The sequence below is a fragment of the Rhodothermus marinus genome, from assembly GCF_009936275.1.
In the GTDB taxonomy this organism is placed as follows: Bacteria; Bacteroidota; Rhodothermia; order Rhodothermales; family Rhodothermaceae; genus Rhodothermus; species Rhodothermus marinus_A.
On record NZ_AP019797.1, the window covers coordinates 2,016,229 to 2,033,442 of the forward strand.

General features: G+C 66.0%; 23 protein-coding genes. 13 read left to right on the top strand and 10 right to left on the bottom strand.

Going from position 1 to position 17,214, the window contains the following annotated elements:
• Window positions 1–8: 8 nt before the first annotated feature.
• From hisH to GYH26_RS08725, 4 genes are read left to right on the top strand one after another with little or no spacing between them, the layout of a single operon-like run.
• A complete protein-coding gene (gene hisH, locus GYH26_RS08710; protein WP_161541311.1) occupies window positions 9–635 on the top strand; it encodes an imidazole glycerol phosphate synthase subunit HisH in 627 nt (208 codons plus the stop codon).
• A 48-nt stretch (window positions 636–683) separates the two neighbouring features.
• The gene (gene hisA / locus GYH26_RS08715) at window positions 684–1,484 is read left to right on the top strand and encodes a 1-(5-phosphoribosyl)-5-[(5-phosphoribosylamino)methylideneamino]imidazole-4-carboxamide isomerase (RefSeq protein ID WP_161541312.1); all 801 of its coding nucleotides are present in this window, start codon (window positions 684–686) and stop codon (window positions 1,482–1,484) included.
• Between the two features lies 1 nt (window position 1,485).
• Window positions 1,486–2,277: an imidazole glycerol phosphate synthase subunit HisF gene (gene hisF, locus GYH26_RS08720; RefSeq protein ID WP_161541313.1), complete on the top strand. Its 792-nt coding sequence runs from the start codon at window positions 1,486–1,488 to the stop codon at window positions 2,275–2,277.
• Window positions 2,264–2,590: an ABC transporter permease gene (locus tag GYH26_RS08725; RefSeq protein WP_161541314.1), complete on the top strand. Its 327-nt coding sequence runs from the start codon at window positions 2,264–2,266 to the stop codon at window positions 2,588–2,590. The genes hisF and GYH26_RS08725 overlap by 14 nt, the downstream gene beginning before the upstream one ends.
• Here GYH26_RS08725 and GYH26_RS08730 read toward each other — a convergent pair.
• Complete coding sequence (locus tag GYH26_RS08730; protein WP_161541315.1) at window positions 2,536–3,030, bottom strand: putative molybdenum carrier protein; 495 nt, start codon at window positions 3,028–3,030, stop codon at window positions 2,536–2,538. The genes GYH26_RS08725 and GYH26_RS08730 overlap by 55 nt on opposite strands.
• On the opposite strand from GYH26_RS08730, the gene thpR reads away from it, so the two are divergent.
• From thpR to GYH26_RS08750, 4 genes are all read left to right on the top strand, one after another.
• Window positions 3,029–3,568, top strand: coding sequence for an RNA 2',3'-cyclic phosphodiesterase (thpR, locus tag GYH26_RS08735; protein WP_161541316.1), 540 nt, complete (start codon window positions 3,029–3,031; stop codon window positions 3,566–3,568). The genes GYH26_RS08730 and thpR overlap by 2 nt on opposite strands.
• Window positions 3,534–4,196: a LolA family protein gene (locus GYH26_RS08740; protein ID WP_161541317.1), complete on the top strand. Its 663-nt coding sequence runs from the start codon at window positions 3,534–3,536 to the stop codon at window positions 4,194–4,196. Before thpR ends, GYH26_RS08740 begins: the two co-directional genes overlap by 35 nt.
• A gap of 3 nt (window positions 4,197–4,199) precedes the next feature.
• On the top strand, window positions 4,200–5,270 hold the full coding sequence (locus GYH26_RS08745; RefSeq protein WP_161541318.1) for a lysylphosphatidylglycerol synthase transmembrane domain-containing protein: 1,071 nt from the start codon (window positions 4,200–4,202) through the stop codon (window positions 5,268–5,270).
• A 151-nt stretch (window positions 5,271–5,421) separates the two neighbouring features.
• Window positions 5,422–5,673 (top strand): hypothetical protein, encoded by a 252-nt coding sequence (locus tag GYH26_RS08750; protein ID WP_054686021.1) that lies wholly within the window; start codon window positions 5,422–5,424, stop codon window positions 5,671–5,673.
• On the opposite strand, the gene rlmB is transcribed toward GYH26_RS08750, so the two are convergent.
• The 8 genes from rlmB to GYH26_RS08790 form a co-directional block, all read right to left on the bottom strand.
• On the bottom strand, window positions 5,670–6,428 hold the full coding sequence (gene rlmB, locus GYH26_RS08755) for a 23S rRNA (guanosine(2251)-2'-O)-methyltransferase RlmB (RefSeq protein ID WP_161541319.1): 759 nt from the start codon (window positions 6,426–6,428) through the stop codon (window positions 5,670–5,672). The genes GYH26_RS08750 and rlmB overlap by 4 nt on opposite strands.
• A complete protein-coding gene (locus GYH26_RS08760) occupies window positions 6,425–7,822 on the bottom strand; it encodes a pyridoxal phosphate-dependent decarboxylase family protein (protein WP_161541320.1) in 1,398 nt (465 codons plus the stop codon). The genes rlmB and GYH26_RS08760 overlap by 4 nt, the downstream gene beginning before the upstream one ends.
• A gap of 8 nt (window positions 7,823–7,830) precedes the next feature.
• Complete coding sequence (locus GYH26_RS08765) at window positions 7,831–8,316, bottom strand: DUF3592 domain-containing protein (protein ID WP_161541321.1); 486 nt, start codon at window positions 8,314–8,316, stop codon at window positions 7,831–7,833.
• 92 nt (window positions 8,317–8,408) lie between these two features.
• Complete coding sequence (locus GYH26_RS08770; protein ID WP_161541322.1) at window positions 8,409–8,909, bottom strand: HNH endonuclease; 501 nt, start codon at window positions 8,907–8,909, stop codon at window positions 8,409–8,411.
• 272 nt (window positions 8,910–9,181) lie between these two features.
• Entirely contained in the window at window positions 9,182–9,454 is a 273-nt protein-coding gene (locus tag GYH26_RS08775; RefSeq protein WP_054684645.1) for a PqqD family protein, read from the bottom strand.
• Window positions 9,455–9,457: 3 nt separating this feature from the next.
• A complete protein-coding gene (locus tag GYH26_RS08780) occupies window positions 9,458–10,441 on the bottom strand; it encodes a serine kinase (RefSeq protein WP_161541323.1) in 984 nt (327 codons plus the stop codon).
• Entirely contained in the window at window positions 10,438–10,980 is a 543-nt protein-coding gene (locus tag GYH26_RS08785) for a lasso peptide biosynthesis B2 protein (protein ID WP_161541324.1), read from the bottom strand. The genes GYH26_RS08780 and GYH26_RS08785 overlap by 4 nt, the downstream gene beginning before the upstream one ends.
• Before the next feature lie 7 nt (window positions 10,981–10,987).
• Window positions 10,988–12,055 (bottom strand): nucleotidyltransferase domain-containing protein, encoded by a 1,068-nt coding sequence (locus GYH26_RS08790; RefSeq protein WP_161541325.1) that lies wholly within the window; start codon window positions 12,053–12,055, stop codon window positions 10,988–10,990.
• A gap of 111 nt (window positions 12,056–12,166) precedes the next feature.
• Between GYH26_RS08790 and GYH26_RS08795 the strand changes: the two genes are divergently transcribed.
• The gene (locus tag GYH26_RS08795) at window positions 12,167–13,120 is read left to right on the top strand and encodes an L-threonylcarbamoyladenylate synthase (protein ID WP_161541326.1); all 954 of its coding nucleotides are present in this window, start codon (window positions 12,167–12,169) and stop codon (window positions 13,118–13,120) included.
• 142 nt (window positions 13,121–13,262) lie between these two features.
• Window positions 13,263–13,580, top strand: a complete 318-nt coding sequence (locus tag GYH26_RS08800) for a T9SS type A sorting domain-containing protein (protein ID WP_161552568.1) — start codon at window positions 13,263–13,265, stop codon at window positions 13,578–13,580.
• 1 nt (window position 13,581) lies between these two features.
• Here the strand turns inward: GYH26_RS08800 and GYH26_RS08805 are convergent, their stop codons facing one another.
• Window positions 13,582–14,121, bottom strand: coding sequence for a hypothetical protein (locus tag GYH26_RS08805; protein ID WP_242006348.1), 540 nt, complete (start codon window positions 14,119–14,121; stop codon window positions 13,582–13,584).
• Here GYH26_RS08805 and GYH26_RS08810 point away from each other — a divergent pair.
• From GYH26_RS08810 to hutU, 3 genes are all read left to right on the top strand, one after another.
• The gene (locus GYH26_RS08810; RefSeq protein ID WP_161541328.1) at window positions 14,120–14,908 is read left to right on the top strand and encodes an ABC transporter ATP-binding protein; all 789 of its coding nucleotides are present in this window, start codon (window positions 14,120–14,122) and stop codon (window positions 14,906–14,908) included. The two genes, GYH26_RS08805 and GYH26_RS08810, sit on opposite strands and share 2 nt — an antisense overlap.
• Window positions 14,905–15,462, top strand: coding sequence for a cob(I)yrinic acid a,c-diamide adenosyltransferase (locus tag GYH26_RS08815; RefSeq protein ID WP_161541329.1), 558 nt, complete (start codon window positions 14,905–14,907; stop codon window positions 15,460–15,462). Before GYH26_RS08810 ends, GYH26_RS08815 begins: the two co-directional genes overlap by 4 nt.
• Before the next feature lie 75 nt (window positions 15,463–15,537).
• Window positions 15,538–17,202 carry a urocanate hydratase gene (gene hutU, locus GYH26_RS08820; RefSeq protein ID WP_161541330.1) on the top strand — a complete coding sequence of 555 codons (1,665 nt, stop codon included), beginning with the start codon at window positions 15,538–15,540 and terminating at the stop codon, window positions 17,200–17,202.
• Window positions 17,203–17,214: the final 12 nt, after the last annotated feature.

Consider the following 17,214-nt stretch of genomic DNA (forward strand, 5'->3'; position numbering starts at 1 on the left):
GCGGCCGCATGGTCACAATCATCGACTACGGGATCGGCAACCTGCGCTCGCTGGAGAAAGCCTTCCAGGCGGTCGGCGCCGAGGTACTGCGCACCGATCGCCCCGACGACCTGCTGCAGGCCGAGCGCCTGGTGCTGCCAGGCGTCGGAGCCTTCGGAGCCTGCATGGCGGAATTGCGCCGCCGCGGGCTGATCGCGCCGATCCACGAAGCCGTCCGCCAGGGCATTCCGCTGCTGGGTGTCTGCGCCGGCCTGCAGTTGCTTTTCGAGGAAAGCGAAGAGCATGGCCGCCACGAAGGGCTGGGGCTGCTGCCGGGCCGCGTCGTGCGCTTTCCCGAGACCACGGCAGACGGCCGGCGGCTGAAAGTCCCCCACATGGGCTGGAATACGATCGCCCATCACCGTCCTTCTCCCCTGCTCGAAGGGATCCCCGACGGCGCCTACTTCTACTTCGTGCACTCCTACCACGCCGTGGCCGAAAACCCCGACGACGTGCTGGCCGTCACCACCTACGGCGATGTGACCTTCCCGGCCATCGTCGGGCGCGACCGCGTCTTCGGCGTGCAGTTTCACCCCGAAAAGAGCCAGCAGCACGGCCTCCGGATCCTGAAGAATTTTTTGGATCTATCTGCATGAACGGGCTTTAGACCTGATAGATCACATACCTGATTGTTTTCAGAAGCAATGCTACTGGTCATTCCGGCCATCGACATTCGCGGCGGGCGTTGCGTGCGGCTCTATCAGGGGTCGTACGAGCGGGAGACGGTCTATTTCGACGATCCGGTCAAGATGGCCTGCCTGTGGCGGGTGCAGAACGCCCGGGTGCTCCACGTCGTGGATCTCGACGCGGCGCGCGGTCAGGGCCATAACCGCGAGGTGATCGGCGCCATCTGCCGCACGGTGGACATCCCGATCCAGGTGGGCGGCGGTGTTCGGACGCTCGAAGACATCGAGGCCCTGCTGCAGGTCGGCGTCTACCGGGTGGTGCTGGGCACGGTAGCCGTCCGCGAGCCGGAGCTGGTCTCGGAGGCCATCGCCCGCTACGGCTGCAGCCGCGTCGTGGTAGGCATCGACGCACGCGACGGCGAGGTGCGCGTGCAGGGCTGGACCGAGGGCACAGGCGTCGATGCCGTCGAACTGGCGCTCGACATGGAACGGCGCGGCGTGCGCCGCTTCGTCTACACGGACATCAGCCGCGACGGTACGCTCGAAGGGCCCAACGTCGAGATGTACCGCACGCTGGGCCTGCACCTGAAAAAAGCACGCATTACGGCCTCGGGCGGCGTTAGCGGTTACCGTGACCTGATGCGGCTGCAGGAGCTGGAGCCCTACCGGGTCGACTCGGTCATAATCGGCCGGGCGCTCTACGAAAACCGATTCCCCTGCCAGCAGTTCTGGTGCTGGCACGACAAGGAGAACGTGGACCTGACCCGCTTTTCGACGGCTCCCCTGAAACGCGAAATCAAACTACCCACCGCCGAATAGCATGCCGCTGGCCCGTCGCATTATTCCCTGCCTGGATGTTGACCGCGGGCGCGTGGTCAAAGGGGTAAATTTTGTCGATCTGGTCGATGCCGGTGATCCGGTCGAGCAGGCCCGCTTCTACGATCAGGCCGGCGCCGACGAGCTGGTCTTTCTGGACATCACGGCCACGCACGAAGGTCGCGCCATCATGCACGAGGTGGTGCGACGCACGGCCGACCAGGTCTTCATCCCGTTGACGGTGGGAGGTGGCCTGCGCACGCTCGAAGACATACGGGCCATGCTGCAGGCCGGTGCCGACAAGGTATCGATCAACTCGGCCGCGATTCGCAATCCGGAGCTGATCACGGCCGGGGCCGAGGCGTTCGGAAGCCAGTGCATCGTGGTGGCCATCGACGCCCGACGTGTGTCGGACGATCCGCCCCGCTGGGAGGTCTACACGCACGGCGGCCGCCGTCCTACCGGTATCGACGCCGTCGAGTGGGCCCAGGAGGCCGAGGCGCGCGGCGCCGGCGAGCTGCTGGTGACTTCGATGGACCGGGACGGTACGAAGGACGGGTACGATCTGGAGCTGCTGCGGGCCATCAGTTCGCGCGTTTCGATTCCGGTCATCGCCTCCGGGGGCGCCGGCACGCTGGAGCACCTGCGCCAGGCGTTCGTCGAGGGCCAGGCCGACGCCGTGCTGGCCGCGTCGATCTTTCACTTCCGCATCTACACGATCCAGGAGGCCAAGGCCTACCTGCACCGCGCCGGAATCCCCGTACGCCTGACCGATCCTGTCGATGTCGTCGCCTGAAGTTCGCCGGACTGTCTGGCTGCTGCGCGGCGCCGCGCTGGTGTTCGGCGTGCTGGGGCTGAGCATTGCGCTCTGGCTGGCTGACAAAGCCGTGCGCTACCCGCACATCCTGGCGCGCCAGGGTAGTGCCGAAGCGCCCCTCTGGATTCCCATGCTCGTGTTCGTGTTGGTCTGCATGGGCGCCAGCATTTTTCTGTTTCTGCGGGCAGCCGCCCGCGTGGCACGTGGCGAGGACCTCTACGCCCGACGCCACCGTCGTCATCCGTCCGAGCGCCCCGCCAGCGAGCGAAACAGCGCGGCCAGCACCTCGTAGGCCCGGCGGTAGATGCCCGGCGCCTGACTTTCGCGCGGGCCGGCCACGTTGAGCACGCGAATGTTTTCGGTCTCCAGCCAGCGACGAATTTCACGCACCAGCTCCTCGACGGGACGATCCAGCGTCAGTACCAGACAGGGCTTCCCCATGCGACGCGCGGCCAGTTCGGTCTGCGCCGTGCCACCCCGAAGCGGACCGCCCGGATGCAGGATGAGCGTGCCGTCGCTATCACGGACGTTCCAGGTGGTGCGGACAATGGGATCCGATGAGGGCGTCTCCTGGAGCGGATAGTCTTCGGGAATCGGTCCATCCTCGGCCCACCGGCCCTTCGGACACCAGCCGCCGATGGGAACCCCGGCCGCCCGCGCGGCGTCGAGCGCCGCACGATCCACCCCGGTCTGCCCACCGGAAACGACACGTTCGAGCTGCCAGCTTTCCATGTTGCGTCTGTTTGTTGCACTGGACCTGCCGGAAGATCATCGCCGCCGGCTCTATGCCCTGCGCGATCCCTCCTGGAAGGCACGCTGGGCCACGCCGGACCAGTTTCACCTGACGTTGCGCTTTCTGGGTCCCGTCGAGGAAGACCTGCTACCCGAGCTCACGCGGACGCTGGCCAAAATCGAAGCCCCGGCCTTCGAACTGGCGCCCCGGGGCCTGATGGTCCTGCCCTCCCTGACCCGTCCGCGCGTGCTGGCGGCGGCCGTCGATCCGGTGCCGGAACTGCACGCGCTGCAGGCCGAAATCGAACGGCGCGTGGTCGATCTGGGTTTTACCCCGGAGGACCGGCCGTTCCGGCCGCACATCACGCTGGCCCGGCTGAAGCAGGTTCCGACCGCCGCCGTACGGTCGTTCCTGCAGCGACATCGCGACTTTGCGCTGACGCCGTTTCCGGTGCGGGCCTTTCATCTGTACGAAAGCCATCTGCATCCTGATGGGGCACGCTATGAAATTCTCCACCGTTTTCCGCTTCAGCCTTAACCACCTGCTGCTTCTGGGGCTCTGTTGCAGCTGCTGGACGGCGGCCGCGGCACAGGATGCCGCCCGCCAGCTCATGGAGCGGCTGCGTGCGCGGTACCAGCAGATCGACGCGCTGCAGGCGTCGTTCGTGCAGATCCTGCAGACGCCCTATGCCGAGCGACCCGACACGCTGCGCGGGCGGCTCTGGCTGCAGGGCGACCGCTACCGCGTCGAGACCCCGCGCCAGACGATCGTCACCGACGGCCGCACCACCTGGGTCTACCTGCCCGACACACGCCAGGTACTCATCAACGACTACGTGCCCGACGAGACCGGCTTTTCGCTCAACGAATTTCTGCTCCACTACAGCGATCGCTACGAGGTGCTTGGCGGAGAGGCCGTTACCTATCAGAACACGGCGTATCACCGATTGCGCCTGCGTCCGCTCCGACCGGAAGCGCCGTTTCAGGAGGTGGTGCTCTGGGTGCGCGACCGGGACCTGCTCGTTACCCGCGTGGACGTGCGCGACGTGAACGACACGCGCATGACGTTCCTGCTGTCCGATCTGGTGCTGAACCCTGCGCTCTCGCCCGAACTGTTCACGTTTCGCCCGCCGGAAGGGGTCGAAGTAGTGGACCTGCGCCAGTGATTCATGGCCCGAACCGAAAAGCTTCGCCCGCTGCTTTTCCGTCTCGGAAGTTTTGCGCTGGGCCTCGGTCTGCTCTATCTGGCCCTGCGCGGCGCCGATCTCCGGGTGATCTGGGAGGATCTGAAGCAGGCCGACTATCGCTGGCTGGCCCCTCTTGTGGTGCTGACGCTGCTGAGCCACCTGATCCGGGCCTGGCGCTGGCGGCTGCTGCTGGAAGCCCTGCCCGATGCAAACGGCCGGCGCCGTCTCACCATCGCCCGCGCTTTTCAGGCGCTCATGATCGGCTACATGGTCAACTATGCGGCCCCCCGGCTGGGCGAGCTGGCCCGAGCGGCCAGCCTGAGCCGTACCACCGGACTGCGCCTCAGCAGCGTGCTGGGCACGGTGGTGGCCGAGCGCCTGCTGGATCTGCTGGTGCTCGTGCTGGCCCTGCTCAGCGTGCTGGTCATGCTACTGGATCGGTGGGCGGAACTGCATCGCCTTTTCGTGGCGCCCTGGTTTCAGAGCGGATCCCTGCAGCTTCTGGCGGTAGGTGCCCTGCTTGTGCTGCTGCTTCTCGGGCTCGGTGTCTATCTGGGACGTCGGACGCCCCTGCTCCGGCGCATCGGTCGGCGACTACGTGGACCGCTTGCCGCATTCAAACACGGACTGTTCACCGTGCATCGCACGCATCGGCCGGTGGCTCTGACGCTCAGCACGCTGCTGATGTGGGCCTGTTACTGGGGCATGGCCTATCTACCGCTGGTCATGCTCCACCTGAGCCGGCCCTGCGGGCTGGGACCGGCCGAGGCCTGGATCCTGCTGGTGCTGGGCGCCGTAGGCGTGGCCCTTCCATCGCCCGGCGGACTGGGCTCCTACCACTATATCACGGTGCAGGTTATGGTTCACCTGCTGACAGTCCCTCAGGCGGCGGCCGCCACCTATGCCGTGCTGACGCACGGTGCCCAGATGGTGCTCTACACGCTGATCGGCTTTGTCTGTCTGGTGCTGCAGGGTGGTCACTGGCGGCCGCCGGACGACACCGGTTTAGAAGCGCTTCCAGCCACATTTCGAACCCCTTCCACGTCCCCCTGAACAACGGATCAGTAGCGCTTCCTTTCCATTGATTTCAAGAAATCGACCGTTCACCCAGTTGCTTCTGCGAAGCGCTACGGATTCATGTAGACTTCCTACCAGTCGCGCAGCCACACGTACCCGGGTTCTTTCACAATCAGCAGCCGGACCTATGGAAGCCCTTGTCAAACACCGCAACCCGCTGGCCGATCTGATCAGCGACGAGGTGTACCAGTTGCTGGTCGAGCACAATCTGCTGGATGCCAAGAGCGTCCGCGACTATCAGATCCGCAAACGCTTTCGGCAATTACGCGCTCAGAACGTGCCCGCCTACGACGCCATCGAGCGGATCCAGGAGGAGTACCCCTACCTGCAATTCGATACGATTCGGAAGATCGTCTATCGGGGTAACGGTACGCGCTAAGGGCGCGTGCGGGTGGCCGCAAACAGCAGAATGCCGGCGGCCACCGAGACGTTGAGCGATTCGACGGGGCCGCGCAGCGGGATCGAGACGAGCAGATCGCACGCCCGGGCCACACCGGAGCGTAGCCCGCGTCCTTCGTTGCCCAGCACAAGCACCAGCGGCCGGTGCCAGTCCATCTCCCACACAGAAACGTCGCCGGAGGGACTGGCGCCGGCCACCCAGAATCCGTGCGCTTTGAGCGTCTCCAGCGCCCGGGCCAGGTTCGTTACATGGGCGATGGGCACGCGCAGGGCTGCACCGGCGCTGGCTTTGAGGGCGGCAGCGTTCAGCGGGGCCATGTGATGCCTCGGCACCAGCACCCCGGCCACGCCGGCCGCCGCAGCCGTCCGCAAAATAGCGCCGTAATTGTGCGGGTCTTCGATCTGGTCCAGCGCCACCAGCAGCGGCTGGCGTTCCTGAACGGCTTCAGGTGAAGGGGCTACCGCTTCCAGCAACTCTTCCAGCGTTCGGTAGTGCACCGGTGCCACGAAGGCTACCACGCCCTGGTGCACGGCCCCTGCGGCCAGCCGGTCCAGTCGGGCTTTCGGAACGACCTGTACGGGAACGCCGTGCGCCCGTGCCGCCCGCCGGATGGCCTCGATCGCCGGCCCGCCGACTCCCTCCTGGAGCAGCACCTTCTCCACGCGGGTTTCCTCCTGCTCCAGCGCCTCCCGCACCGGATTGCGTCCCACCAGCCGATCGATCGCTTCACTCATACCGCTGTCGAAGTCTGAATACGACGGGCTAGATGCTCGAGTCGCTCGTGCAGATGGGGCACGTACGTTTCATGATCCGGCTTCATCAGCACGCTTCGTAGCACGCGGACTTCCGGCCGGTCTGCCTGCAACGTCGGCCAGCGATGCCGAAGCGCCTCGGTGCGCAGCCGCAGCACACTGAGAAACACCGGATCTTCCTGATTCTCCATGGCCTCCTGAAAAAGCCGCTGACTGGCCGCGTCCACGGCCGAGGCCGTGGAAGTCAATGGCACGGGATAGAACGTCAGGATGTCCAGCTCGGGCCGTTGCACCAATCGGAGTACCTCCGAGGTCTCCAGCAACGCGGCCCAGCGGCGGGCGGCCCGCAGACAGGCAGCCAGGATCGGCCCCAGTCCGCGATCGGCCGCCAGCGGCAACACCTGCAGCGTGAGCCAGAGCGCCCCGGCGGCCGCTCCTGCCCGCGAGCACTCCAGGCTGATCTCGCCCAGATGCAGTGCGTCGGACGTGAAATAGGTGTAGGGCGAATCGTGCCGGTAGAACCGGCCTACCGAAGGATCCCGGAAGAGAATGGCCCCGCAGCCGTACGGCTGCAGGCCGTGCTTGTGCGGGTCGATCGCCACCGAGTCGCAGTCGGCTATGGCCCTCAGGTGGCGCCGGGTGTCCGGGGCCAGCTCCGGCGCGTCGGCATGGGCCAGCAGCGCAAAAAAGCCTCCGTAGGCGGCATCGACGTGCACCCGACAGCCATACCGACGACAGAGCGGCAGTGCGTCGGCGATCGGATCGACCACGCCACGCCCCGTCGTGCCGGCCGTCAGCACGACGGTTCCGATGCGCCCAGTGCGCAGCACCGCTTCAAGCGCCTCGAGGTCCATGCGCCCTTCGGCATCGGTGGGTACCTCCACGGCCTCGAGTTGCAGGACGCCGCTCATGCGGCCGTGGGTGTAGTGCGCTTCCCGTGAAAACGCCACGCCCCGGTCCGGATGCAGGCAGCGCGCCACCCAGAGCGCCTCCAGGTTGGCCATGGTGCCCCCGCCGGTCAGGTGGCCGAGCGTGGTCTCGGGCAGGTGCAGCATGACGGCCAGCGCCCGCACCACTTCTTTTTCCATTTCCCCGGTGGGCGGCCCGCCGTCCAGCGCATGGTTGTTCGGGTTGATGAGCTGGGCCGCCAGATAGCCGATCACGGCAACCGGATGGGGCGGTTTGAGCATCTGCCCGGCATAGCGAGGATGGAAGAAGGGATAGTTTCCCCGCAGGCGCTCCAGGTAGCGGCTCAGCGCCGCCTCCAGTTCGTGCGGGTCAACCTGCAGAGACGGATGCGGCGGGTAAGGCCCCCAGGACGCTTCCCAGTCCCGAATGGCATCGACCACGCGCGCAAGCCAAGGCTTCAGGTCCATCTCAGGCGTCAGGTTTCCGGTGTGCGCCATGCCGGGTCACCCTGCCGGCGCAGCAGTCGGTTCCACCAGGCCACGCCGACGGCAAAAAGCACCCCGCCCAGCAGACTCATGACGGCCTGAATCAGGGCCATGCGCCACTGGGCCCGGGCCAGTTCCACGATGACCACGTCCTCCGGGTTTTCCGGCCGGACCCGCACCTCGACCGAGTCGCGTCCGCGCAGCAATGGCGCCAGCGTGTGCGGCAGGCTCAACCGGTTGCGTTCCAGCACCCGTCCGTCCGGCAACCGAATGCGCAGGTTTACATAATCGTACGTCACGTCCACCCGCTGCGAGATCTCCAGCTCGGTGATTTCGGCCATGGCCGAAATGCCCTCCTGCCAGGTGCGGAGCATCCGGTAGGCCGACCAGCCCAGGTACAGCCCCAGCGCGAACAACAGGCCGGGTGCCAACCAGAGCACCCGGGCGATCCACAACGAAAGCGACGGTTTCCGCAAGGCGATTTCTCTCGTTTAGACATCCAGGCGTGGAAAACCAAACGTCCGGGTGACGTTCCGGTTTTGCGCCTTGCGGATTCTTTGCAGGCCCGCTATGCCATGAACAGATACGGCTTCCAGGCGTCGTCGATCGTCCCGACAAACTCCCGGATGAACATGATGTGGCTGGGACGGAACGGCCGGCTCCGCAGCTTCATGCCGGCCTCCTCGGGCGTGCGGTTTCCTTTCCGATTATTACAGCGCGTACAGGCCGTAACCAGGTTCTCCCAGGTGTCCCGACCACCCCGCGAGCGCGGGATGATGTGGTCGACGGTCAGGTTTTCCCGGCTGCCGCAGTACTGGCACCGGTAGCCATCCCGGCGCAGAATGTTACGTCGGTTCAACATGATGTGCTTGTAGGGCACCCGGACGTACCACTTGAGGCGCACCACGCTGGGCCAGGGAAGCTGCACGCTGGGCGAGCGCACAAAGCGACCGGGACGTGCCGCCACCACTTCGGCCTTGCGCAGCAGCACCAGTACGACGGCGCGCTCTACACTGCAGACGGTCAGCGCGCTGTAATCCTGGTTCAAGACCAGTACCTGCCCTTTCATGGCACCCACCCACGGACTGAGATGCACCGAACGACCCGAACCGTCACGGTGTGCCCGCAGGCGCGTGCCGTATGCCGTGGCCCTATGTGCGTGTTGCGATACGGGAAGGCTTTTCCAGGGTTGCCATAACGGAATTACACGCCCCGGACACCCCGGGATCCGGCAGAAATTTACAACAAAAACACCGAACTACCAAGCGCAATAACAAACCTTTAACCTGGCCTCATCAGAAACGTGCTGTACACGTTCCCCCATTGCTTTCGTTCCCGGGCCTATTCCTGGCACTGTACCAGCCCTTCTCGCACCAACTCATCCAGAAAGGCCCGCACCTGGCGTTCGGCCTCCTCCTGCGTCACCTCGTAGTGGTCCAGCAACGCCGCCACCAGCTCTTCGATCGTCCGGCGACCGGCTTCCAGCTGCTCCCAGATGAATACACCCGTCGCGTTCAGCGTGTAGTACGATTTGGTCTCCAGGTGCAGCAGCACCCCTTCGCCTTCGTCGAACCGCGTAAAGTTCACGCGCGGATCCGGCTCGTAGCGTGCCATGCCTTACGCGCTGGTCTGGTGAACCGATACCGATGATTCCGGGAGGGCGGCCGCCAGCATTTGCTCCAGCCGCCCGGGCCGATCGAGCAGGTCCGGACCGGCCTCCAGCAGGTAAGCCGGTGCCTGGCGGACCAACCGCCCCATCACGTCAAGCAAACGGCGTTCCGCGGGATCATCCGCGCGCCCGAGCAGCAGACTGGCCTGCACCAGTCGCCCGAAGGCCTCGCTGCGCCGAAGCGGCACCAGCCGACTTTCCGGAATATCGGCACGTTCTGGAAAAATCAACAGCACCGGACGACACCGCGGCTGAAACCGCCCGGGATGCAGCCGGTCCATCCGCACGCGCAACTTCGCCGGATCGGTGGGTTGCCGATCCGGGCAGGCAGCTACCTCGGGAAAATAGCGTGCACTCTCCGGATCGAGCCCGAAATCCTCCCGAAAGGAAACCGCCACGATGTCCTCCCCGCTTCGATGCACCAGTACGGCGTCGTCGGTCAGATAGGACCACCCGCGCCGGACCAGACTGTAGGCCAGTGTCGATTTGCCCGAATCGCTCCGCCCCACCAGCAGCACGCCGCTGTCGCGCCAGACCAGCCCGGCCGCATGCAGGCCGAACCAACCTTTCTCGCGCAATAACAGACTCACGGCCAGCACCAGCCCGAAGGCAAACTCGGGCCGCGTCTCGGCACCGGAGGGCACGTAGCCGTCCAGTTCCGTACCCTGCCCCCTGAATGCCACCGGACCGTACCGGAGCCACCAGCCCGACGCCCCCGCCAGCAACCGGCAGGAAGCCGTCTCGAATACGACGGGCCAGGCCGGATCGTCACGGGTCGCCGGAAAAAGCCGAAGCGTCCAGTCCGGGGTGGCGTTCTGCCGTCCAGGCCTGAAGCGATGGTAGCGGAGCACCCGATCGGCCTGCTGTTGCAGTGCGGGTCGCTCACTTTCCAGCAGCAGCACGAATCGCTCGAAGCTGTAACTCGTCTTCATGCGCGGTGCCCGTCGGGTGGGTGCGTGTAGGTAATGGCAAATTGTTGCCGCGGATCGACGGCTTCGGCCACCGGCCGTCCTTCCCATTCCACCCAGGCGTGCCCCCGCAACTGGCCGTTTTCGCGCGTTACCCCGAAGCGAATGCACACAGGCTTACCGGCCCGCCGGTAGAAATGATACAGCAGCAACGCCTGCTTCATGCAGAAGTCGCGCCCGTAAAGCCGTCGGAGCACCGCCAGCGTCAGACGCTCGACGCGCCGGAGCTCATCTTCTCCAAGGGGCGCATCCTCCGGACCGGGTTCAAACAGCGCCAGCAGGGCCGGCAGCGGAAGTCGTCGTTGATTTCGTTCGACCCGGACGATCAGCCGGAAGATCTGTCGGAGCCACCGCAGATCGCCCCGTTGCCATTTGCGCCAGATGCGATGCCGCCAGCTCAGTCGGAGCAACCGTCGGAGCGAGGGCGGCTGCACCATGTCAGGCGTGGCGGGAGCCTGTCGCACGCGCCCCTGATTTTGCAGGTTGCGCAAACGGGTCAGCATACGTCCCTCAATGTTGAATGCCCAGCAGCGGGCGCGTCGTGTAAAAAAGCGTCGTCAGCAGCAGGTAGCGCAGCCGCGCGGCCGGATGCTCCCGGCACTGCACATGGAAAGCAAAGCGTTGCCAGAAAGATCGCCAGGCGTCCGAACGCCCGATGCCGTCCAGAACGTGCCGGGCCAGTCGTTCCACGCGCCGGTCCTGCCGGACGATCCGAAGCGCCTCCGCCGGCAATGCAACGCCCAGCCCCTCGTGCACCAGCCACAACCCCAGCCGTACCATACGCCGGCATTGCCATTGCCGGGCTATCTGCCAGACGCGCTCCCAGTCTAACTCCGGAAAGTGCCGCAACAACCCGGCCACGTCGCACATCCATTTCAGGCTGCGCCACTGATGTTTGGCGCTGTGCAGGCAGAGCAGCGGCAGCAACGCTTCGACCGGAAGCGTCCGCACCGTCTGTCCGCCCAGGTCGATGTGCCGCGCTTCCGCCAGCAATGCCCGGATATCCGGCTGGGGCGCAAAGCGCCAGGGAGCCACCCCCGTGTGCAGATCGACCATCAGCAGGCGGTCCGGCGTCCGGTACGGATGCTCGCGCTGCAGCCGCAGATACACCCGGCGTACCATCCCCCGATGCGGCACGTCCCGATGGTACCCCAGTTCGAACACCACGGCCTCGGCCCGGTCGAAGTCAGGCTCGGCCACCAGCAGATCGATGTCGGATGCCGGACGCAATGCCGGATCGCCGTAGGCCATCCGTCCCAGCACGACCCCTTTGTAGAACAGGACGGGCACGCCCGTCGCTTCGAACGCCCGGTGCAGCCGCTGCACCTCCCGGACCTGCAGGCCGGCCTGCGCCACCGCCGCCAGGTAATGCGGCCGCAGGGCCGCCAGCAGCGCCTCGGGAACCTTCGCCGGGGAAGCCGCCTTCAGCGCCCGGTACAGCAGCGGTCCCACGCCCTGCTGCACGGCCAGCCGGGCCACTTCGGCCGGATCCGCCGGACCCGCCGGCGCGGGCATCGGCGTGCCCTGCCAGTAGGCCCGCAGGCAGGCCTGAAGATAGCGCTGTGCAGCGTTGCTCATGACCGAACGGTGCCGATGCAGCAGGATAGAAGCGTGCCGTTATAAAAACGCGAAAACAACCGCCGACCGAGATCCGCTTTTGGCGCAAGCCGCCCCCGACGATTGACGCGTATGGCTTCCAGAGAAACCCTGCTGACGACCGACGTGCACGAGGCGGCCGCCCTGATTCGCCGGGGCGAGCTGGTGGCCTTCCCCACCGAGACGGTCTACGGGCTCGGGGCCGATGCGTTCAATCCGGAGGCCGTCCGGAAAATTTTCGAAGCCAAAGGCCGACCGCTCGACAACCCGCTCATCGTGCACATTGCCCATCTCGATCAGCTTGCGCGCCTGGTACGCGACGTGCCGGAAGCCGCCCGGCGCTTCATGGAACGGTTCTTTCCCGGCCCCTTGACGCTGGTGCTACCGCGCCACCCGGACGTGCCCGACGAGGTGACGGCCGGGTTGCCCACGGTGGGCGTGCGCATGCCCCGCCACCCGGTAGCGCGGGCGTTCCTGGAGGCCTGTGGCACGCCGGTGGCCGCTCCGTCGGCCAACCGCTCCGGCCGCCCCAGCCCGACCCGCTGGGAGGCCGTCTATGCCGACCTGAACGGCCGCATCGCCTGCATTCTGCAGGGTGACCGGAGCGACATGGGACTGGAATCGACCGTGGTGGACTGTACCGGACCCGAGCCGGTGGTACTGCGGGCCGGTGCCGTACCGCTGGAGGCGCTCCGCGAAGTGGTGCCCGAAACGCGCCTGGTGGGCAATGAAATGTCACTCAAAGCGCGCAGCCCGGGCACGCGCTACCGCCACTATGCCCCGCAGGCCCGTGTGGTGCTGGTCGATCACCCGGACGAAGCCGTTCCCGATCCGCGCCATGCCTACATCGGCCTGACCCCGCCCGCCCACCCTGAAGCGTTCGGCGCCTGCTGCATCTGCCCGGACGTGGAAACGTATGCCTACGAACTGTTCGATTTCTTCCGCCGCTGCGACGCGCAGGGCTGCACGCGCATCTACGCCCAGCGTGTACCCCGAACCGGACTCGGCCTGGCCCTCATGGATCGCCTCGAACGCGCCGCCTCCTGAAATCTCCTCGAAACATACACCTTGCCCGACCCTTTCAAGCCCTTGCGAACAATTTTTGTTGCTCGCTCTTCGAAACGGCTTTCTTTCCGATACGATCATGCGGCGATTGTTACAGACATGCAGCTTACTTCTGCTGTGGGGCTTGCTATCCTTCGCAGGGAGCCCGGTTTACGGACAGACGACGCCCCCGTCGCCTACCTACCAGCTCGTACCAGCTGCTCCCAATCCATTTCAGACGCGCACCTCGTTTACATTGACCGTAAGCGCCACGCAACCCGTACGTATCGAATTGTTCAACCTGCTGGGGCAACGGGTCCGTCTCCTCTATGAGGGCGTACTTTCCGCTAATACACCCTACGTGTTTCAGATCGAAGCCGGTGATCTTCCCGGTGGACTCTACCTGTATCGCATTCAGGGCGCCACGTTCAGCGTTACACGCCGTCTGATGCTCATACGATAAGCTATGGCGTCTGAATCATCAGATCGCCATACGAGACCAGATCGTTGCCCCGGTAGATGAAAAGCCGGTGCAGCCCCTGTAGGCGGGCCAGATTGCGGTCGGGGGTCAGGATGAGGGGGTCGAAGATGAACACGTAGGTGCCGGGCTGCGAGAGCGAAGGGTGCTCGTCCAGCAGCCGCATGCGGCCTTCCACGTCCTCGGCCCAGATGCTCAGCGAGCCGCTCAGCGACGAAAAGACGTGAAACGGCACGCGCACTTCACCGCTTCCTGTGTACGGGTTCGGATAGGCCGGATCGAAGCGTAGATACCCCCGGAAGGCCGGTGCCACCCGCCAGTCGTCCGGGTCTTCCGAGAGCACCTGGCCGTTTTCGTCGGTGCGCGTGAAGCCTTCCGGCGGCCGAAACGCCGCGCTCAGAAAATCTTCCTGCTGGCGGTTGTCGCATCCCGTCAAAATCAGAAGAAGCAGCAGCGCGGCTTGCACCAGACGGCCGGCCGTCGTAGCATAGGGGCGTCGATCCTGCGGGCAAGTCGTCGAAGGCATGGTTGCGGCCAATGGATTGCGGGTAGCGCTAGGTGGACGTACGATTCTGGACGGGCTCACCTTCGAGATCCCGGCCGGTTCCTTCGTAGGCCTGCTGGGACCGAACGGCAGCGGCAAAACCACGCTGATCCGCACGATCAGTGGCGTCCTTCCCTACACGGGACACCTGTCGCTGCGGGGACGGCCGCTGCGAAGCTGGCCGCGCCGGGCACTGGCCCGCCAGGTGGCCGTCGTGCGACAGGCCCCCACGCTGGCGTTCGACTTCACCGTCGAGGACATCGTGCTGCTGGGCCGCGCCCCACACAAGGGCTGGCTCGAGCCGTTCACGGCGGCCGACCGCGCCCGCGTGCGCGAAGCGCTGGCCGCCGTCGACCTGGCCGACGCCGCCCATCGGCTGATCCACACGCTCAGCGGCGGCGAGCAGCAGCGCGTCTTTCTGGCCCAGGCACTGGCCCAGGAGGCCGACCTGCTGCTGCTCGACGAGCCCACGGCCCACCTCGACGTGCACTACCAGTTCGAATTCCTCGACCGCGTGCGCGGTCTGGTGGCCGAAGGCCGTACGGTCGTGGCCGTCTTTCACGACCTGTCGCTGGCCGCCCGCTACGCCGATCGCCTGCTCGTGCTGCATCGGGGCCGCCTCGTGGCCGACGGTCCCCCGGCCGAAGTGCTCGCCGAAGCGCTCATCGCCCGCGTCTTCCGCATGGCCGCCCGTATCCACTACCTGCCCGACGGCCTGCCCTGCATTCAGTACCTCCACCCGATCACCGAAAACGCAACGTCCGCATGAAGATTTACACCCGCACCGGCGACGACGGCACGACCGGACTCTTCGGCGGGGGACGCGTGCCCAAATCCCACCCGCGCATTGCCGCCTACGGGACGGTGGACGAGCTGAACTCCTGGCTCGGACTGGTGCGCGCGCACCTGCTGCCCGAAGAAAACGAACTCGACGCCCTGCTCCAGCGCCTGCAGGGCATGCTCTTCGACACCGGCGCCGACCTGGCCACTCCGCTCGACAGCCGCGCCCGCACCGTCCGCATCGAACCCCGTCACGTGGAAGCGCTCGAACAGGAAATCGACCGGCTCGAAGCACAACTGCCCCCGCTGAAGACGTTCATCCTGCCGGGCGGTGCGCCGGCTGCGGCCATGCTGCACGTGGCCCGCACGGTCTGCCGCCGGGCCGAGCGGCACGTCGTCAAAGCCATGCAGCAGGAGACGCTCAATCCCGAGGTGCTGCGCTTTCTGAACCGTCTCTCCGACCTGCTTTTCGTGCTGGCTCGATGGCTCAACCACCGGCGGCACGTGGCCGAAACGCCCTGGCTGCCGGAAAAACGCACCTGACGCCGAACTTTTATCCGGCACGTTGCTTTGTTAAATTGACCCCGGAAGCGCTTTTGATCAAGACACCCGGTCGCCATGGAGACGACGCCGATCACCGTTCGCGCCCCGCGCGGCACCACGTTGCACTGCAAGGGCTGGCATCAGGAGGCCGCCCTCCGCATGCTGATGAACAATCTGGACCCGGAAGTCGCCGAGAAACCCGAAGAACTCATCGTCTACGGCGGCACCGGCAAGGCCGCCCGCAACTGGGCCTGCTTCCACAAGATTGTCGAGACGCTCAAGCGCCTGGAAAACGACGAGACGCTGCTCGTGCAGAGCGGCAAGCCGGTAGGCGTATTCCGCACGCACGAACTGGCCCCGCGCGTGCTCATCGCCAACAGCAACCTGGTCCCCCGCTGGGCCACCTGGGACGAATTCCGGCGGCTGGAGGCGCTGGGCCTGACCATGTACGGCCAGATGACGGCCGGCTCCTGGATCTACATCGGCACCCAGGGCATCCTGCAGGGCACCTACGAGACGTTCGCCGAATGTGCGCGCCAGCACTTCGGCGGCACGCTGAAAGGCCGACTGGTGGTAACGGCGGGCCTGGGTGGTATGGGCGGGGCCCAGCCACTGGCCGCCACCATGAACGAAGCCGCCTTCCTGGGCGTCGAGGTCGATCCGGAGCGCATCCAGCGCCGCATCCGCACGGGCTACCTCGACCGCATGAGCACCGACCTCGACGAAGCGCTGGAGCTGGTCCTCCGGGCGCGGGAGCGCGGCGAGGCGCTCTCGGTGGGCCTGCTGGGCAACATCGCCGACGTACTGCCCGAGCTGGTGCGCCGGGGCATCGTGCCCGATGTGGTCACCGACCAGACGGCCGCCCATGACCTGCGCTACGGCTACATTCCGTCCGGCCACACCGTGGAGTCGGCGGCCGCCTTCCGCGAAAAGGATCCGAAGGGCTACGAGGAGGCCGTACTCGACTCCATGCAGCGGCACGTCGAGGCCATGTTGAAACTGCAGGAGCTGGGCGCCGTGGTCTTCGACTACGGCAACAACCTGCGCGGCCAGGTGGCCGACCATCGCGGCATGAAGGAGGCCTTCCGCATTCCGGGCTTCGTGCCCGCCTTCATCCGGCCCCTCTTCTGCCGGGGTGCCGGACCATTCCGCTGGGCGGCGCTTTCGGGTAACCCGAACGACATCGCCGTCACCGATCAGGCCGTCATCGAAACCTTCCCGCACAAGGAAAGCCTGGTCCGCTGGATCAAGAAAGCACGGGAAAAGGTGCGCTTCCAGGGGCTGCCCGCCCGCATCTGCTGGCTCGAGTACGGCGAGCGGGCCGAAATGGGCCTGAAGTTCAACTGGCTGGTGCGCAAAGGCAAAATCGAAGCGCCCATTGTGATCGGCCGCGACCATCTGGATGCCGGTTCGGTGGCCTCGCCCAACCGCGAAACCGAGGGCATGAAGGATGGCTCCGACGCGATCGCCGACTGGCCGCTGCTCAACGCCCTGCTCAACACGGCCTGCGGCGCCAGCTGGGTTTCGATCCACCACGGCGGCGGCGTGGGCATCGGCTATTCGATCCATGCCGGCATGGTCTGCGTGGCCGACGGCACCGAGCAGGCCGACTTCCGCCTCGAGCGCGTGCTGACGGCCGATCCCGGCACGGGCGTCATGCGCCATGCCGACGCCGGCTACGAACTGGCCATCCAGACGGCCCGCGAACGCGGCCTCGATCTGCCCATGATCACCGGGTAAGGCCGTTGGTTG

Excerpts from the sequence above, each read along its gene's own strand:
- hisH (WP_161541311.1), top strand. The coding sequence starts at position 9 with ATGGTCACAATCATCGACTACGGGATCGGCAACCTGCGCTCGCTGGAG.
- hisA (WP_161541312.1), top strand. The coding sequence starts at position 684 with ATGCTACTGGTCATTCCGGCCATCGACATTCGCGGCGGGCGTTGCGTG.
- hisF (WP_161541313.1), top strand. The coding sequence starts at position 1,486 with ATGCCGCTGGCCCGTCGCATTATTCCCTGCCTGGATGTTGACCGCGGG.
- GYH26_RS08725 (WP_161541314.1), top strand. The coding sequence starts at position 2,264 with ATGTCGTCGCCTGAAGTTCGCCGGACTGTCTGGCTGCTGCGCGGCGCC.
- thpR (WP_161541316.1), top strand. The coding sequence starts at position 3,029 with ATGTTGCGTCTGTTTGTTGCACTGGACCTGCCGGAAGATCATCGCCGC.
- GYH26_RS08730 (WP_161541315.1), bottom strand. The coding sequence starts at position 3,030 with ATGGAAAGCTGGCAGCTCGAACGTGTCGTTTCCGGTGGGCAGACCGGG.
- GYH26_RS08740 (WP_161541317.1), top strand. The coding sequence starts at position 3,534 with ATGAAATTCTCCACCGTTTTCCGCTTCAGCCTTAACCACCTGCTGCTT.
- GYH26_RS08745 (WP_161541318.1), top strand. The coding sequence starts at position 4,200 with ATGGCCCGAACCGAAAAGCTTCGCCCGCTGCTTTTCCGTCTCGGAAGT.
- GYH26_RS08750 (WP_054686021.1), top strand. The coding sequence starts at position 5,422 with ATGGAAGCCCTTGTCAAACACCGCAACCCGCTGGCCGATCTGATCAGC.
- rlmB (WP_161541319.1), bottom strand. The coding sequence starts at position 6,428 with ATGAGTGAAGCGATCGATCGGCTGGTGGGACGCAATCCGGTGCGGGAG.
- GYH26_RS08760 (WP_161541320.1), bottom strand. The coding sequence starts at position 7,822 with ATGGACCTGAAGCCTTGGCTTGCGCGCGTGGTCGATGCCATTCGGGAC.
- GYH26_RS08770 (WP_161541322.1), bottom strand. The coding sequence starts at position 8,909 with ATGAAAGGGCAGGTACTGGTCTTGAACCAGGATTACAGCGCGCTGACC.
- GYH26_RS08775 (WP_054684645.1), bottom strand. The coding sequence starts at position 9,454 with ATGGCACGCTACGAGCCGGATCCGCGCGTGAACTTTACGCGGTTCGAC.
- GYH26_RS08780 (WP_161541323.1), bottom strand. The coding sequence starts at position 10,441 with ATGAAGACGAGTTACAGCTTCGAGCGATTCGTGCTGCTGCTGGAAAGT.
- GYH26_RS08785 (WP_161541324.1), bottom strand. The coding sequence starts at position 10,980 with ATGCTGACCCGTTTGCGCAACCTGCAAAATCAGGGGCGCGTGCGACAG.
- GYH26_RS08790 (WP_161541325.1), bottom strand. The coding sequence starts at position 12,055 with ATGAGCAACGCTGCACAGCGCTATCTTCAGGCCTGCCTGCGGGCCTAC.
- GYH26_RS08795 (WP_161541326.1), top strand. The coding sequence starts at position 12,167 with ATGGCTTCCAGAGAAACCCTGCTGACGACCGACGTGCACGAGGCGGCC.
- GYH26_RS08810 (WP_161541328.1), top strand. The coding sequence starts at position 14,120 with ATGGTTGCGGCCAATGGATTGCGGGTAGCGCTAGGTGGACGTACGATT.
- GYH26_RS08805 (WP_242006348.1), bottom strand. The coding sequence starts at position 14,121 with ATGCCTTCGACGACTTGCCCGCAGGATCGACGCCCCTATGCTACGACG.
- GYH26_RS08815 (WP_161541329.1), top strand. The coding sequence starts at position 14,905 with ATGAAGATTTACACCCGCACCGGCGACGACGGCACGACCGGACTCTTC.
- hutU (WP_161541330.1), top strand. The coding sequence starts at position 15,538 with ATGGAGACGACGCCGATCACCGTTCGCGCCCCGCGCGGCACCACGTTG.